Annotated in this window: 19 protein-coding genes; 8 read left to right on the plus strand and 11 right to left on the minus strand. The window is 61.2% G+C overall.

Annotation, left to right across the window (positions count from 1 at the left end; all coding sequences use genetic code 11):
• Positions 1 to 149: 149 nt before the first annotated feature.
• The gene (gene asd, locus INR99_RS14370) at positions 150 to 1,253 is read right to left on the minus strand and encodes an aspartate-semialdehyde dehydrogenase (protein WP_194117063.1); all 1,104 of its coding nucleotides are present in this window, start codon (positions 1,251 to 1,253) and stop codon (positions 150 to 152) included.
• A 289-nt stretch (positions 1,254 to 1,542) separates the two neighbouring features.
• On the opposite strand from asd, the gene dtd reads away from it, so the two are divergent.
• The 6 genes from dtd (at position 1,543) to INR99_RS14400 (ending at position 6,876) form a co-directional block, all read left to right on the plus strand.
• Positions 1,543 to 1,995: a D-aminoacyl-tRNA deacylase gene (dtd, locus tag INR99_RS14375; RefSeq protein WP_194117064.1), complete on the plus strand. Its 453-nt coding sequence runs from the start codon at positions 1,543 to 1,545 to the stop codon at positions 1,993 to 1,995.
• Positions 1,996 to 2,946, plus strand: a complete 951-nt coding sequence (locus INR99_RS14380; RefSeq protein ID WP_194117065.1) for a serine/threonine-protein kinase — start codon at positions 1,996 to 1,998, stop codon at positions 2,944 to 2,946. It abuts the gene before it with no gap.
• A 12-nt stretch (positions 2,947 to 2,958) separates the two neighbouring features.
• Positions 2,959 to 3,939 (plus strand): VWA domain-containing protein, encoded by a 981-nt coding sequence (locus INR99_RS14385; protein ID WP_194117066.1) that lies wholly within the window; start codon positions 2,959 to 2,961, stop codon positions 3,937 to 3,939.
• Complete coding sequence (locus INR99_RS14390; protein WP_194117067.1) at positions 3,932 to 5,236, plus strand: adenylosuccinate synthetase; 1,305 nt, start codon at positions 3,932 to 3,934, stop codon at positions 5,234 to 5,236. Before INR99_RS14385 ends, INR99_RS14390 begins: the two co-directional genes overlap by 8 nt.
• Before the next feature lie 117 nt (positions 5,237 to 5,353).
• Positions 5,354 to 5,905, plus strand: coding sequence for an isochorismatase family protein (locus tag INR99_RS14395; RefSeq protein WP_228098337.1), 552 nt, complete (start codon positions 5,354 to 5,356; stop codon positions 5,903 to 5,905).
• A complete protein-coding gene (locus INR99_RS14400) occupies positions 5,902 to 6,876 on the plus strand; it encodes a GlxA family transcriptional regulator (RefSeq protein ID WP_194117068.1) in 975 nt (324 codons plus the stop codon). Before INR99_RS14395 ends, INR99_RS14400 begins: the two co-directional genes overlap by 4 nt.
• Here INR99_RS14400 and INR99_RS14405 read toward each other — a convergent pair.
• On the minus strand, positions 6,869 to 7,126 hold the full coding sequence (locus tag INR99_RS14405) for a hypothetical protein (protein WP_194117069.1): 258 nt from the start codon (positions 7,124 to 7,126) through the stop codon (positions 6,869 to 6,871). The two genes, INR99_RS14400 and INR99_RS14405, sit on opposite strands and share 8 nt — an antisense overlap.
• Before the next feature lie 388 nt (positions 7,127 to 7,514).
• On the opposite strand from INR99_RS14405, the gene INR99_RS14410 reads away from it, so the two are divergent.
• Together INR99_RS14410 and INR99_RS14415 are read left to right on the plus strand one after the other, a co-directional pair.
• Complete coding sequence (locus INR99_RS14410; RefSeq protein ID WP_194117070.1) at positions 7,515 to 7,838, plus strand: hypothetical protein; 324 nt, start codon at positions 7,515 to 7,517, stop codon at positions 7,836 to 7,838.
• Between the two features lie 32 nt (positions 7,839 to 7,870).
• Positions 7,871 to 9,220: an MATE family efflux transporter gene (locus INR99_RS14415; protein WP_194117071.1), complete on the plus strand. Its 1,350-nt coding sequence runs from the start codon at positions 7,871 to 7,873 to the stop codon at positions 9,218 to 9,220.
• Here INR99_RS14415 and INR99_RS14420 read toward each other — a convergent pair.
• The 9 genes from INR99_RS14420 to hpf form a co-directional block, all read right to left on the minus strand.
• Complete coding sequence (locus INR99_RS14420; RefSeq protein WP_194117072.1) at positions 9,182 to 10,498, minus strand: hypothetical protein; 1,317 nt, start codon at positions 10,496 to 10,498, stop codon at positions 9,182 to 9,184. The genes INR99_RS14415 and INR99_RS14420 overlap by 39 nt on opposite strands.
• Before the next feature lie 83 nt (positions 10,499 to 10,581).
• Positions 10,582 to 10,932 carry a YkvA family protein gene (locus tag INR99_RS14425; RefSeq protein ID WP_194117073.1) on the minus strand — a complete coding sequence of 117 codons (351 nt, stop codon included), beginning with the start codon at positions 10,930 to 10,932 and terminating at the stop codon, positions 10,582 to 10,584.
• 156 nt (positions 10,933 to 11,088) lie between these two features.
• Positions 11,089 to 11,691, minus strand: a complete 603-nt coding sequence (locus INR99_RS14430; protein ID WP_194117074.1) for a flavin prenyltransferase UbiX — start codon at positions 11,689 to 11,691, stop codon at positions 11,089 to 11,091.
• Positions 11,688 to 12,227, minus strand: coding sequence for a Gx transporter family protein (locus INR99_RS14435; protein ID WP_228098338.1), 540 nt, complete (start codon positions 12,225 to 12,227; stop codon positions 11,688 to 11,690). The genes INR99_RS14430 and INR99_RS14435 overlap by 4 nt, the downstream gene beginning before the upstream one ends.
• Complete coding sequence (locus INR99_RS14440) at positions 12,208 to 12,549, minus strand: NusG domain II-containing protein (RefSeq protein ID WP_194117112.1); 342 nt, start codon at positions 12,547 to 12,549, stop codon at positions 12,208 to 12,210. Before INR99_RS14440 ends, INR99_RS14435 begins: the two co-directional genes overlap by 20 nt.
• 40 nt (positions 12,550 to 12,589) lie before the next feature.
• The gene (gene rapZ, locus INR99_RS14445) at positions 12,590 to 13,444 is read right to left on the minus strand and encodes an RNase adapter RapZ (RefSeq protein WP_194117076.1); all 855 of its coding nucleotides are present in this window, start codon (positions 13,442 to 13,444) and stop codon (positions 12,590 to 12,592) included.
• The gene (hprK, locus tag INR99_RS14450; protein WP_194117077.1) at positions 13,441 to 14,385 is read right to left on the minus strand and encodes an HPr(Ser) kinase/phosphatase; all 945 of its coding nucleotides are present in this window, start codon (positions 14,383 to 14,385) and stop codon (positions 13,441 to 13,443) included. Before hprK ends, rapZ begins: the two co-directional genes overlap by 4 nt.
• Positions 14,386 to 14,411: 26 nt before the next feature.
• On the minus strand, positions 14,412 to 14,885 hold the full coding sequence (ptsN, locus tag INR99_RS14455; protein WP_194117078.1) for a PTS IIA-like nitrogen regulatory protein PtsN: 474 nt from the start codon (positions 14,883 to 14,885) through the stop codon (positions 14,412 to 14,414).
• 104 nt (positions 14,886 to 14,989) lie between these two features.
• On the minus strand, positions 14,990 to 15,313 hold the full coding sequence (hpf, locus tag INR99_RS14460) for a ribosome hibernation-promoting factor, HPF/YfiA family (RefSeq protein ID WP_194117079.1): 324 nt from the start codon (positions 15,311 to 15,313) through the stop codon (positions 14,990 to 14,992).
• Positions 15,314 to 15,321 lie beyond the last annotated feature (8 nt).

Genomic DNA, 15,321 nt, shown 5'->3' on the forward strand with positions numbered 1-15,321 from the left:
CACCAGCAGAACTACCAATCTAGCCGCTCACGTAATGTAGTTTTACTACATTTCAGGTGTGCGCGACAGTCGTCATGAACCCTGATACGGCAGCACAAAACAAAACGGGGTGCCCGCAGGCACCCCGTTTGGCGACACGCTGATCGTATTTAGTCGATCAGGATGCGCAGCATGCGGCGCAGCGGCTCGGCCGCGCCCCACAGCAGCTGGTCACCGATCACGAAGGCGGACAGGTATTCCGCACCCATGTTCAGCTTGCGCACGCGACCCACACCGATCTGCAGGCCACCAGTGATGGACGCCGGGGTCAGCTCCTTCACGGTGATTTCGCGATCGTTCGGCACCCACTTCACCCAGTCGTTGCCCGACTTGATGATGGCTTCGATTTCAGCCAGCGGCAGGTCTTTCTTCAGCTTCACGGTCAGCGCGAGGCTGTGGCAGCGCATTGCACCGATACGCACGCAGAGGCCGTCAACCGGAATGGTCGCTGCAGTACCAAGAATCTTGTTCACTTCGGCCTGGCCCTTCCATTCTTCCTTGGACTGGCCGTTGTCGAGCTGCTTGTCGATCCACGGGATCAGGCCGCCGGCGAGCGGGGCGCCGAAGAATTCGGTCGGCACGTCTTCGCGGATGGTTTTCGCCACCTTGCGGTCGATGTCCAGAATGGCGGAAGCCGGCGTAGCCAGCTCGTCAGCCACCGCGCCATGCACCACGCCCATGCCCTTCAGCAGTTCGCGCATGTGGTTGGCACCACCACCCGAAGCGGCCTGGTAGGTCATCGAGGAAACCCAATCAACCAAGCCTTCGCGGAACAGACCACCCATGCCCATCAGCATGATGGAGTTGGTACAGTTGCCGCCGATGTAATTCTTGATGCCGCGCGCCAGGGCGTCGTCGATGACGTTGCGGTTGACCGGATCAAGGATGATCACGGAGTCGTCGTCCATGCGCTTGGTGGAAGCCGCGTCGATCCAGTAACCATTCCAGCCGGCTGCACGCAGCTGCGGGTAAATTTCGGTGGTGTAGTCACCGCCCTGGCAGGAAATGATGATGTCCATTTCTTTCAGATCGGCAATCGACTTGGCATCTTTCAGCGTGCCAGCATCCTTGCCAAAATTCGGCGCAGCCTGACCGGCTTGCGACGTGGTGAAGAACACCGGGTCGATGACATCAAAATCTTTTTCTTCCTGCATGCGTTGCATGAGGACCGAGCCCACCATGCCACGCCAGCCGACGAGACCAACACGTTTCATTGCCGCATTCCTATAAAGCGTTTTCTTTTCCGAACCACCGATATTAGTGAAAACCCGCAGGCAACGCCAGCCTCGGAAAAATCGGTTACAGCTCACTGACTTAGCCAAACCGGAATAGTCGCCGCCCCCATAGATCCTCGCTGGGTATATGCCTGCAGATCATTCAAACAGATGAATACGTGGCCATAGGGCGGCACGTATGAAATTGCTCACGCCTTGGCCGTGCAGCGGCTGACGCGAGCCTTGCCCTGGAGTAGGATGAGCGCCTGCTCATACAAGGAAACACTGCATGCGCGTCCTGCTGCAACGGGTCAGCGAAGCCCGGGTCGAGGTCGACCAGCAAGTCACCGGGGCCATCGACGCCGGCCTGCTGGTGCTGGCCGGCATTGAAGAAGCCGATACCGCGGCCGATCTGGCGTGGATGGCCGGCAAGGTCTGCAATTTGCGCGTGTTCGAAGACGAGGCCGGCGTGATGAACCGCTCGGTGCTGGATACCGGCGGCCAGATTCTGGCCGTATCGCAATTCACGCTCTTTGGCAGCTACAAAAAGGGCAACCGCCCGAGCTGGGGCCGCGCCGCGCCGGGTCATATCTCGCAGCCAATGTTCGAGGCTTTTGTTGCGGCGCTCGCAGCCAAACTGGGCAAACCGGTGCCGACCGGCGTGTTTGGCGCGGAAATGCATGTTCACCTGGTCAACGATGGACCGGTGACGCTGATGCTGGATTCAAAGGATCCGCAATAGATGAGCGACTTTCTGGCACTGGTCTGTCCGCAGTGTGGTGGCGCGCTGCCGCAGCAGGCCGCCTGGCGCCGCGTGGCCTGCACGTATTGCCATGTGCTGGTCACGCGCAATCCGTCGCTGGTCGAGCGCAGCCATTTTCAGGCAGCGCTGCGCAGGCAGGCAGCCGAGCATGCGCGGCTGAATCCCGAATTCGTGCTCGAGGGCGCGCCGTGCCGGCTGATTGCGCCGCTGGGATCGGGCGAAACGGCCAGCATCTGGCAGGCCGAGCGCCTGACGGCCTACCCGGAGCGCATCACGCTGAAGATCGCGCACGATGCCAGCGGCGCGGCACAACTGGACGCCGAAGCACAACACCTGCAGAACCTGCTCGCTCGCGATGGCCCCGGCAGCGCGTATTACAGCCGGCGCATCCCGCAACTGGTGGCACAAGGGCAGTATCAGGGCCGGCGCGTGCTGGCCTGGCGTGTACCACCGGGTTACTGGGGCAGCATGGCGGCGGTGCTGCGTAATCAGCCCGCCGGCATCCGGTCTGAGCATGCGGTGTGGATCTGGCGACGCGTGCTCGACATTCTGGGCTATCTGCACAACAACGGGCTGGCGCACGGTGCCTTGAGCGCTGATCACTGGCTCGTACAGCCGCGCGACCACGGCGTGATGCTGATCGGCTGGCGCCATCTGCACTCGGCCGAGCCGACTGATGCCGCGCACGATCTGCAGCAAAGTGCGTGGACCATCCGGCAATTACTCAATCCGTCTGACACAGAGCCCCCCGCCTTGCGCGCCGACCTGCCAGCGCCGCTGGCGGATTTGCTGGCCAGCGCCAGCGACTACGCCTGGTGCCGCAGCACCACGGCCCCCGCGCTGGATGCCTTGCTGAAAGACCGGGCGCGACAGGCATTTGGTCCGCCGCGCTTCATTCCCTTCTCCCCTCACTCCCCAACCCACTTCTGACAAGGACTTGCCATGGGTTACGGTAATTACTCGCACGCTGCGCACTCCGCGCTGATCGCCGACCGCGCGCACCAGTCGCGTGATGAAGTCTTCGCCCAGACACAGTGCCACGCGCTGATGAATCCGCAGGGGCTGAAAGTGCGCGAGGCGCGTGACAGTGCAGACCATCCCGATTCGGTACCGATTGCCTTTGCACTCGATGTCACCGGCTCGATGGGTCACATCCCCGACCTGCTTGCACGGCAGGAACTGCCGGGGTTCATGAAACTGCTGCAGGATTTCGGCATCGCGCACCCGCAACTGCTGTTCATGGCGATTGGTGATGCCACCAGCGACAATGCGCCACTGCAGGTCGGCCAGTTCGAATCGACCGCCGAGCTGATGGATCAGTGGCTGACCTGGAGCTACCTCGAAGGCGGCGGCGGCGGCCAGAACCACGAGAGCTACGAGCTGGCTTTCTATATTGCCGCCCAGCACACCGACCACGATCACTGGAACCAGCGCGGCAAGAAGGGCTATCTGTTTCTGACCGGCGACGAGCTGCCCTACCCCTATGTGTCGAAGCATCAGGTCGGCAGCCTGATCGGCGACCAGCTCGACGAAGACCTGCCGATTGCCGAGGTGATTGCCGCCGCCGCCGAGCGCTACCACCTGTACTTCCTGATTCCGGCACTCAACCGGCGCGAAAATTGCGAAAAACCGTGGCGGCAGTTGCTGGGCGACCATGTGATCTGCCTGGAAGACCCGCAGGACACCTGCGCCGTCGCCGCCGCGCTGATCGCGCAGAACGAAGGCGTACTCAGCGGTGCCGACCGCATTGCTCAGGCGCTTTCCGCCAGCGGCATGCCCGGCGAGCGCATTGGCGCAGTCATCCGAGCCGTCGAAGGCAGCACTTCGCTGTTCGCCGCCGGCGACCAGGATGCCGCACAGGCGCACGACACCCCCGGCGCACCGGCCAAGCCCACTTCGTGGTGGAAAAAACTGTTTGGCTGAGAGGGTAACGCCCCGGTTGCTGACGGTATTCGGGCTGGGCTTTGGCGATTGCGGCAAGGGGCGCTTTGTCGACGCGCTCGCAGCCCGACTCGACGCGCACACCGTCGTGCGCTACAACGGTGGCGGTCAGGCCGGTCATACTGTGGTGCTGGATGACGGCCGCAGCCACATCTTTGCGCAGTTTGCTGCGGCCAGCTTCCTTCCCGGCGTGCATACCGTGCTCGCCGCCCCCTTTGTCCTGCATCCCGGTGGCCTGCTGCACGAAGCCGCGCTGCTGGCCGGCAAGCACTGTCCGCCACTGTGGCCGAGGCTACTGATCGACGCGGCCTGCCGCGTCACTACCCCCTGGCTGCAGGCCGCCGGGCGCTGGCGCGAACTCCGCCGTGGCGCCGCGGCGCACGGCAGCTGCGGCATCGGCTTTGGTGCGACGGTTGAATTGTCGCTCACCCAGCCGGACGCCAGCCTGAGCTATGGCGAGCTGCTCGACTCAACCGTAACGCTGGCCAAACTGCAGCGCCAGCGCGAGCTGCTGCAAGACGAATTTGCCGGCGACGAACGCTTCGCCACGGAACTCGCCGCACTGCTGGATATCGCACTGCCCCGGCGCTGGCTGCGGCAGGTGCGCGAACTGCTCGCGCTCAGCCCGCCCGCCAGCCCTGCGCATATCAGCCGGCAACTGCAGCGGCCCGGCCACGTCATTTTCGAGGGCGCGCAGGGCATGCTGCTGGATGAACACTACGGCTTCCATCCGCACACCACCTGGAGCAGCACCGGCCCGCAGGCCGCCGCCCAAGTCGCGCGGCACTACGGGCTCGACGAACCGCATGCGCATTACGGTGCGCTGCGCAGCTACCTTACCCGCCACGGCGCGGGGCCGCTGCCCAGCGAAGACCCGGCGCTGGACGTTCTGGCCGAGCCGCACAATGCCGACACCGGCTGGCAGGGCCGCTTTCGTCGCGGCCATTTCGACGCGGTACTGCTGCGCTACGCCCTGGCCTGCGCCGGCACAATCGACGGCCTGCTGCTCAGCCATGCCGATGCACTTGGGCGGGCTACGATCAACTGGTGCGACGCCTACGAGATCGACGGGCAGCGCCAGCAGACACTAGCCATTCCGGCGTCGCTCAAGGAGCAGGAGGGACTAACCAGCCAGCTCGGGACCGCCCGTACCATCTGCACGCAGCGGCTCAGCAGTCTTGGCCAACTCACCCAGCAACTGAACACGACCTGCGGGCTGGACAGCATCGCCAGCAGCCATGGCCCGCAGCGCAGCGCGATCTTCTGGCGCCCCTCATAGCATGCAGCCCAATATAAATGTCGTATTTTCACCTTATAAGGTCTGGATGCTGTATTTAATATAGGCTATCAAAGATAGATGATTGACGTACTTTCACCCGCACCAAGGAAGTGCATCATGCGCAGCGCCCTGCTAGTCATCGACGTCCAGCAATCCTTCGAACACCAGCCATTCTGGTCCAACGATGATCTGCCAGCCTATCAGGCCGCGCAAACGGCACTGATCCGTGGCTGCCGCGAACGCCGCGTGCCGGTGGTGCAGGTGTTCCATCACAATCTTGCGGCCGACTCGCTGTTCAACCCGGCGAGGGGACTGTGCGTGGCGCAGGACTGGCTCCCTCCAGAACACGACTATCGTGTGATCAAGCAGGTGCATAACGCGCTGACCGACAGCGGGCTGGATGCGTGGTTGCGCCGGGCCGGCATTGACCACCTGATCATCAGCGGCATGCGCACCGAGCAGTGCTGTGAAACGACCGCACGAGTGGCCAGTGATCTGGGTTACCGCATCGACTTTGTCAGCGAAGCCACCCTGACCTTTGCCATGCCCCATCCCGACGGGCGCGAGTTCAGTGCCGCCGAGATCAAGGCGCGCACCGAACTGGTTCTGAACGGCCGCTTCGCCCGGGTGTGCAGCGTGGCCGAGTGTCTTGAGTCACTGCAGCCATGACGTCGCGTGAGGTGTGGTTTGTTCTGCCTGCCGGCACGCTGCTACTGGATCTGGCCGGGCCAGCCGAAGTATTCCGGCTGGCTGGCGGCGGGCATTACCGGCTGCACTTTGCCGCAGCGCAGCCGCAACTCGCCAGCAGTGTCGGTGTGCAGCTGGCGGGTCTGGCAGCGCTACCCGATCGCTTGCCACAAGGAGCCCTGGTCCTCATTCCCGGTTGCCGCAGTCAGGCCGATCAGCCGGACGATGCAGCACTGGTGCACTGGCTTTCCGGACAGCGCTCGGCGCCGGTCGAATGGGCTAGCGTCTGCGCCGGGGCGTTTTTTCTGGGGGCAGCAGGCCTGCTGGAGGGGCGCCGCTGCACGACGCATTTCTCGCTCACCGCGGCACTGGCCAGTCGCTATCCGCAGGCACAGGTCGAAGCCGAGCGACTGTTTGTCCAGGATGGCCCCGTCTTCACCAGCGCCGGCATCAGTTCGGGCATCGATCTGGCACTGGAAATCGTTGCCCGGGATTGTGGCCCGGCCGTCGCCAGCGAAGTAGCAAGACAGGCCGTACTGTTTTTCCGGCGCGGCAGCCACGATCCGCAGCTTTCGCCCTGGCTGATGCACCGCAATCACCTGCATCCCGGTGTGCAGCGTGCCCAACAAGCGATGGCCGAGCGGCCAGAGCTGCGCTGGAGCAGTACGCAATTGGCGGAGCTTGCGCACGTCAGCCCTCGCCAGCTGCAGCGCCTTTTTGCCGAACATGCAGGAATTTCACCGAAAAATTACCTCACCATGCTGCGCATGGCGCGGGCACGCCAGCTGCTGAGCCAGACCGGCCTGCCCATCGAGCGGATTGCCGAAGCCTGCGGCTACAACAGCGCCCGTGAGTTCCGCCATGCCTGGGCACAGCAATCTGCACTGAGTCCCAAAGCATGGCGGGATACCGCTCAACCCGAAGGCGGACTAACCGGGCAGGCGCTTACTTAGCCTGCTTGTGTGCAGCGTGTTTTGCTTCTTTCTCAGCCTTTTTCGCCTCGTGCTCCGCTTTCTTGTCGGCTTTTTCCTCTTTCTTGTCGGCCTTTTCTTCTTTCTTGGCCTCATGCAGTTCCTTCTTGGCCTGCGCGACATCCTGTTTTTCCTTCTCCAGTTTCGCCTTGGCCTGACTGACTTCCGGCGAGGCGGCCCACGCAGTGAGCCCCAAAGACAAACCCAGCAAGGCAATAAGCAGTTTGCGCATTTTCTTCTCCTGATTAATGAGTGGCAGCCAGGCAAGGCGCCGGCCGTCCTCGACCAACGCAATCAGGGGCATGACGGTTGACAGGGAGAGGTCCGCAGGACGCAGCACCGAACTGTTCCGGTAATAATCCCTCCTCGCTGTGCTTGACGCGGGTACAGCGCAAGAGAAAAATCAGACTGCAATTACCAGCGCCGTTTTGAAGCCCAGCTTGCAGGGCGCTGCCAATAAATGCTGCTAAAGCGCGCCGGCCTGCGCGAGCAGGTTTTTTTATCCGGCCCGCAAGGGCTACGCGCCGTTTAATGCGACAACTTCCAGGGCGCGCAACAAATTCTGCTAAAGCGTCGGTCGGGCTGACCTGACCGGCTTGAACCGTTCAGGAGAAACGACCATGTACGATTGCCATTTCAGCGACACCACCATCAGCAACGACGCTCACCCCGTGATCCGACCGCACCGGCCAGCCAGTACCTCCCTGCCGGCGACGCCCGGCTTCCGCCGCGCCCGCCTGACACTGGCAGCCCCAGCCGGACTGGCGGCACTGCAGCTGAACAAGGCCTTTGCTGCAGCCAGCAGTCTGGGTCTGGCGCTGGTCCAGCATGACAACGGCCAGATCGATGTACTGGATCTGGGACTGGAAGAAGCACTGCTGTTTGCCCGGCGCTTTCCCGAGCTGCTGGTCCGTTACGAACCCGCGCGCCCCTGGGTGCGTTAGCCTCCCCCTGCGGGGGCATCACCGGAGTCCCCATGCCCCTGCAACGCCATCTCACTGACGCCCGACAGACCTGGACGCTAGCCTGGCCACTGATCGTTGGTCAGCTCGCCGGCACCGGTCTTGCTTTTGTCGATGCCGCCATGGCTGGTCATGCCTCTGCGGCCGATCTGGCGGTCGTATCGGTCGGCGCCTCGCTGTGGATCAGCGGACTGGTGGCAATGATGGGTTTGCTGCTGGCGATCAGCCCGCTGGTTGCCCACAAGGTTGGCGAAGGTAAAACCGATGCAATCCCGCATCTGGTACAGCAGGCACTATGGCAGGGTATTGCTGTAGGGGTGCTATTTTTATTAGCCTTCCAATATATCGGGCCATGGGTATATCCATTCCTTGGCATGGATGATGCAGTCGCCAGCAAGGCCAGCCAGTTTCTCGCGGCTGTCGGCTGGGGCATGCCGGCGCTGGCCATTCAGCGCGTTCTGGGCAATTACAGCACGGCGATCAATCAACCGCGCCCGGTGATGATCATTGCCTTGCTGACACTGCTGCTGAACATTCCGCTCAACTGGATCTTCGTCTTCGGCCACTTCGGCGCGCCGGCGCTTGGCGGAGTGGGCTGCGGGGTCGCCTCAGCCATCTGTGCGTGGCTGGGGGCCCTGTTTGCCATTCTCTGGGTCTGGCGTGCACCGGCGTATCGCGATACACACCCCTTCCGCAACTGGATCGCCCCGCACTGGACAACACAGCAGCAATTACTCAAGCTTGGCCTGCCGATCGGGCTGACCTTTCTGGTCGAAGTCAGCGCCTTTGCCGGCGTGGCGCTACTGCTGGCCAGACTCGGCACGACCACGGTGGCTTCGCACCAGATTGCGCTGAATGCCACGTCAATGATGTTCATGCTGCCGATGGGGCTGGGCTCGGCACTCACCGTTAGGGTTGGTCAGGCGCTCGGTGCGGGCGATACCGCCCTGGCACGCTTCATTGGTAAAACCGGCCTGTGGATGGGACTCGTGATTGCCGTCAGCGGCGGGTTGCTGCTGTCGCTGGGCGGGCATGCGATTGCGAGCCTCTACACCAGCGATCTGGCAGTGCGCGAGCTCGCGGCCACGCTGATGATTTTCGCCGCAGTTTTCCAGCTTTTTGACGCAAGCCAGGCCATTCTGGCCGGCATTCTGCGCGGCTACAAGGTCACGCGCGGACCGATGCTGGCCTACATCCTCGCCTTCTGGCTGGTCGGGCTGCCGCTGGGTTATCTGCTGACCTACGGAGCGGGTGACTGGTCGGGCTGGGGGGCACAAGGTTACTGGCTGGCCTTGGTCATCGCGCTGGCGCTGATTGCCGTATCCCTACTGTGGCTGTTCCGGCGCGTCAGCCGCGGAAGCTGATGCAGCCTCCCCTTCCTTGATCGCCGCGGCCAGCTCTTTAGGGGGCATGGCCAGCGGTAGGCGCCCTTGCCGCAGCACCGCCACGATCTCAGGCAATTCGCTCTGGCACCAACAGGGCTGGTACTGTTCGGCTGCCTCGCACTGCGCTGAGCGGGCTTTGTCATTCACCAAACGGATAACCGTATGCTGCGGATACAGCAGCACCTCCCAGTAATTGCCGCTTTCGGTCTTTTTCTGCATGGCAGCTGCCAGCGCCTCGCTAATGCCGGGTACTGCGAGTGTGCTTGTTCGCAATGACTCTGGATTGGCAGAATCGCGCCAGCTGAGTCGCAGGCGCGCCGGGAGCCCTCCCGGATAAGACATATTCCGCGTCGTTCCATATTCGTCGCCACATACGCCCCCCTGAGCAGGCATGAGCACGTTGTTCGGCCCTGAAGTCGCCAGATAGTCTCCTAGCATCACCCGCGTAATCATGCTGCCGGTAAAATTGCGGACGATGACCGATGTCGCCTGCTCGGGCACTGAATGCTCGGGCAGGCTACGCACCACTTCAACGCGACCATCCAGAAAGAACAGCTGATACTCACTACGGTAGTAGCCCGGCGATGACGGCAGGGGGAGCAAGGCGTCGAGCTCTGGCGTCAGGATGCGGCTAACTGGCCAGCTGCGGTAACGACAGACTCCAGACGTCTGCAGCTCGCAGACTTCAATGCTTTTTGCTTCATCGTTCCACAGGCCCTCCTTCAGCAGCGAAACGCCACCCTGATAGTGAAAGATGGGCCGTGTATATCTGCCACTTTCCCAGGTTATGGTGTCCTGCGAAGGGACGACATTGCGCCCCATCCCCGCCATGGGCTCGGGCAATATGCCACGACCCTCCAGACCAAGCGGGTTCACGCCCAGATTCATAAACTCGAGATCAACTGCCGGATTGCGCTCGAATTCGGCATTGGCAGCACCAAGGCCGGCCTCCTCATCAGTCACGATCAGCGCGCTACCGAGCGTAGTCATGCTGAATAAGGCTGCGACGATCAGATAAATGGCAAGGGGAGGGAGTACGTGATAATTGATCAGATGGCGCCGCGCCAGGCCAATCAGCGACAAGACCAGATGCACCACGACGGCAAGGACGGCCACGGCGGGAACATAGAAAAGTTGCTCAAAACCGGATGCGTTGAGTGCCTGGTACATCAGCACCGAAACCACGATCGCGGCAAAGCCCTGCAATACGGCAGCAAATTGTGAGCGCTGCACTCGTTCTTCCTGGCTGACGGACATGGCGGCGATTACTCAAGTAAAAACCGGATTGTAACCGCAGGGACAGCATTCGCCGTGAGGGCAATCACAGCAAGATGTTCCGGCTAGCGCAAGTTACCCGCTCCGAACCAGCGCTCAAGCTTGCTGCTAGCCTGAGCCTTGACGTCATCATTCACGTACATCGCCACCAGACCGAGTGCTGCCACCAGTGAAGCCAGATCATCCGTCAAACCGACGCCCGGCAAGAAATCAGGAATGGCATCAGTGGGCAACAACAGATAGGCAAGCGCTCCGTAGATCACAGTTCTGGCCCAGCGCGGCGTATCGGGGCGCTGCGCGGCATAGAACAACCATAAGGCCTTCTCGACCAGCTCGAGCCCGGCCCTGCGCGCAAAGACAGGCAGTTTCTGCCAGAAACGCGGGGCATCGAAGCGGGATTCCTCTGACGTATTCATGCTAACTCCTGCAGGACGACGAAGGGCTTGGATCGACTTCGGGCGAAGCAGTTCGCAACTTCGCAGTTTTACCGATTTGGCGATCACACAGTTGTTTTCAGCAATACTGGCAGCCAAGCACACGAGAATGGTCGGTGGTCGCCTGATGATCGGGGGCTATTCCCCCCAGCGCTGCATCAGCTGATGCGGAATCCGCAGCTGGTCAAGAATCCGTGCAACGACAAAATCGACCATGTCGGCGATGCTTTTCGGATGGTGGTAGAAGGCCGGGTTGGGCGGCAAGATGACCGCGCCCATGCGCGAGAGCTTGAGCATGTTTTCCAGATGCAGAGTCGAGAACGGGGCCTCGCGTGGCACCAGAATCAGATCACGTCGCTCCTTCAGCATCACATCGGCGGAACGTTCGAGCAGATTCTCGCTCATGCCATTGGCAATGGCCGCCAGCGCCCCCATCGTGCACGGCACCACTACCATGCCATCTCCGGGGTTGGAACCGGAGGCCATCGGGGCGAACCATTCCTGCATACCCCACACAGTAAGCTGCTCTTCATGCTTAACTGAAAAGCGTTCACGCAGATACCTGCCTAGCTCTTTGGGACGGGATGGCCAGGTTTCGTTCAGCTCCTGCGAGGCGACAATCTGCGCAGCCTGAGTCACGACCACATTCACCGTACAGCCCGCCTCCAGCAAACATTCGAGCGTGCGCAGGCCATAGGGCAGGCCGGAGGCACCGGTAAACGCGACGGTGAGGGTTTTCATGGTTCTTGCTCCAGACGTTGCTGTATCCATGCCACGATCAGGCCGTTGACCAGACCGAAGATCAGGGCTGCACCGGCAAAGACCGGCACCAGGTAGATAATACCGTTATGTGGAATCAGCCACAGCCTGGCCAGCAGCAACTGCCCCCCCATGTGCGCCAGCGCAGCCAGCAACGACAGACTGACCGGTCCGAACCAGCGCACGGGAAGCAGCAAGTATGCGCCTCCGAGCATCAGCAAACTGCAGCCCGCTCCGGAAACACTCATTGCGAACCCGGGGGAAAAGAAGCCGCCAAGTACCAGACTGGCCGCCAGCACCCTCAACAGCGATACCCATACAGCGGCGCGCCAGCCGGCACGATACAGCACCAGCAATGTCACGATATTGGCCAAGCCCGGCTTGATTCCCGGTAATGGCGACGGCAGACCAGCCTCGGCAACGGCTAGTGCGATCGCCAGGGCGGCCCAACGGGCGATCAGGATATCGTCCTGCGTAATCCTGACACGCCTTAGTGTCTTAGTAGCTGAGGCTGTCAAATGCCGGCCCCCCATCGCCGATCAGCTCGATGCTGGTCCGGTTCGGCAGGCAGATGGCACTCTGCCCGGCCTGGCTGAGCCAGCCGGCACGCACGCAATATTGCCGGGGGCTGGGATCGGAAACAATCCGCGTCTGGCCATGCCGGATTTCGATGACGGTATCACCCAAGGGCCCCGTCACGGCCAGCCGGCGTTGCGCCAGCAGATCCAGTTCGGCAAACAGCCTGCCGTTCTGATAGATACGCACCTTGGTTGCCTGCGGCTGGGCCCAGCACCAGTGCGCAAGTAGCGGCCACAGCAGCAGCAGCAAGAGCAGCAGCAAAGCATCACCTCTACGGCAAAGACGACGCCAGCGAATGGGCTCAGAGATGGGCTTGCTCACGATGACGGATCAGCACCGGATATTCGCCGGCAAACAGTGCTGCCAGTTGCTCGACACAGTAAACGGAACGGTGCTGCCCACCAGTGCAACCGATGGCGACGGTCAGGCTGCCACGCTGATCGCGCTCGAACTCTGGGAGCCACTGCTTGAGCATGCCGCGCGCCTGACTGATAAAGACCCCCACATTTGGCTCGGCCTCGAGAAAGTCAGCAACAGGCTGATCCTTGCCAGTAAGCGGCCTTAGCACGGGATCATAAAAGGGATTCGGCAGGCACCGCGCATCAAACACGAAATCGGCATCGGAGGGCAAGCCTCGCTTGAAACCGAAGGACTGGAACACCAAGGTCATCTGCTGACCATCGACAGCAACCCAGTCCCGCAACCAGCCGCGCAATTGATTGGCAGACAAGCCCGTCGTATCAATGACCTGTGCAGACTCGCGGACCAGCGCCAGCATTTCCCGCTCCATCGCGACACATTCTGCGACTGTGAGTTTTCCCTGGCTCAGGGGGTGCGCGCGGCGTGATTCCGAATAGCGGCGCACCAGCGCCGTATCCTGAGCATCCAGGAACAGCACCTGCACATCCAGCCCCAGCTCGACCAAAGCCGCAAGATGCTCGGGAAAACTGGCGAAGTTGTGCGCACTGCGTGCGTCAACACTAATGGCCAGCTTGCCATAACCATCGGCCTCCAGCAGGCCCACCGCCTGGGGCAACAAGGGGGCTGGCAGATTGTCGATGCAGTAGAAACCAAGATCTTCCAGAGCGCGCAGGGCGACCGACTTGCCGGCGCCCGAGAGCCCCGACAGTAGAATCACGCGCGTGGGGCGGTTCACTCGCCGATCTCCATGAATTTCTGGTGGCGCTCGATGAATTCGCGGGTGGAATCGATGCCACGCAGTTGCAGAATGTAGTTCCGCACTGCCGCTTCCACCAGTACCGCCAAGTTGCGGCCGGCGGCAACGGGAATGACCAGCTTGCGCACGGCCACCCCGAGAATTTCCTGAGTGGCCGCCTGCATCTGCAGCCGATCCACCGGCGACAGCGTTTCACCGCTGGCTTTGGCCAAATGAATGATGAGCTTGAGGTTCTTTTTGGGACGGACAGCGGTTTCACCAAAAATGGAGCGAATATTCAGCACCCCGATCCCGCGGACTTCCAGAAAATCACGCAGCATCGGCGGGCAACGCCCTTCCAGTGTTTCCGGGTTAGTGCGGTAGACCTCGACCACATCATCGGCGACCAGGCCGTGTCCACGCGAGACCAGCTCCAGTGCCAGCTCGCTCTTGCCCATTGATGACTCACCTGTCAGCAGCACCCCCACTTCAAGCACATCCAGAAATACGCCATGGAGGTGTGTCGATACAGCCAGCGATTTGGAAAGATAGTAGCGCAATACCTCCATGAGGTATGGCGACTGTTCGGGGCTGGTGAGGAGCGGGACATGATGGCGCTCCGCGCCTTCACGCAAGGGTTCAGGTACCTGCTGGTTATTGGCGACGATCATCGCCGCCATTTCCTTGGCGAACAACTGATCCAGCAAGGGAGCGAGCATCTCCGGCGAGAGCTCGTTTATGTAAGCAACTTCGGCCGTTCCCAGCACCTGGATGCGGTTGGGGTGAACGAAGTTCAGGTGGCCGACCAGCGACAGCGAGGGCTTCTGCTCCGAAGCGTCGTTCGACAACAGATTGTTCGCGCCGGATTGCCCGGCCAGCCAGGTCAGTCGCAGCTTCTCGGCATTATCGATGAAGAGTTGCCGTACCGTGATCTGGGGCATGCCTTATCCGCCTGAATGGAAAACCGTCAAACGGTTTCGGAGCCGTAGGGTTCCCACATGGAAATCAGTTTCCAGGCATCAGCGGGCTCGCTCACGCTGGCCAGGCTTTCCCGCAGGCGCTTGTCAGAAAACAGCTGCGCCAGCTCGGACAGGATCTGCAAGTGCAGATCTGTCGCATTGGCCGGAACCAGCAGCACAAAAATCAGGTTCACTGGTTTGCCATCGGGAGCATCGTACTGGATGGGCTCCTTGAGGCGCACGAAAGCGCCAGTTGCATCCTTCAGGCCCTTGATGCGCCCATGCGGAATGGCCACGCCCTGCCCCAAGCCAGTCGAGCCCAGCTTTTCCCGGGCAAACAGGCTATCGAAGATCACACTACGGGCGATCCCGTGACTGTTTTCGAACACGATACCAATCTGCTCGAAGACACGTTTTTTGCTACCGACATCCATATCCAGAAAGATATTTGCCGGCGGAAGAATCTGGTTAAGCAGGCTCATGGAACTCACATCGAGCGAAAAGTGGCAGCCATTTTAGCCCTGTGGCCACCGAAAAGAAAAACGGGAACGACTCGCGGCGTTCCCGTTGCAACAACAGAACTGGCTTATTCAGCAACAGTCTGGTGTTTGATGGCCTCGTTGCGGTGATCGGAGATTTTCTCCTTGTGCTTGACCACCTGGCGATCGAGCTTATCTGCCAGGGCGTCAATGGCTGCGTACATGTCGGCTTCAATCGACTCGACATGAATATCCTTGCCGCGTACGTGTACCGTTGCCTCAACCTTATGTTGCAGCTTGTCCACAGACAGGATCACGGAAACATCGATCACATTGTCAAAGTGACGTGTAATGCGTTCCATCTTGCTGGTGACATAGTCACGGATTGCCGGGGTTACTTCGAGATGATGGCCGCTAATGTTGAGGTTCATAGTTTTTC

The sequence above is a fragment of the Chitinilyticum piscinae genome, from assembly GCF_015223195.1.
Lineage (GTDB): Bacteria > Pseudomonadota > Gammaproteobacteria > Burkholderiales > Chitinibacteraceae > Chitinilyticum > Chitinilyticum piscinae.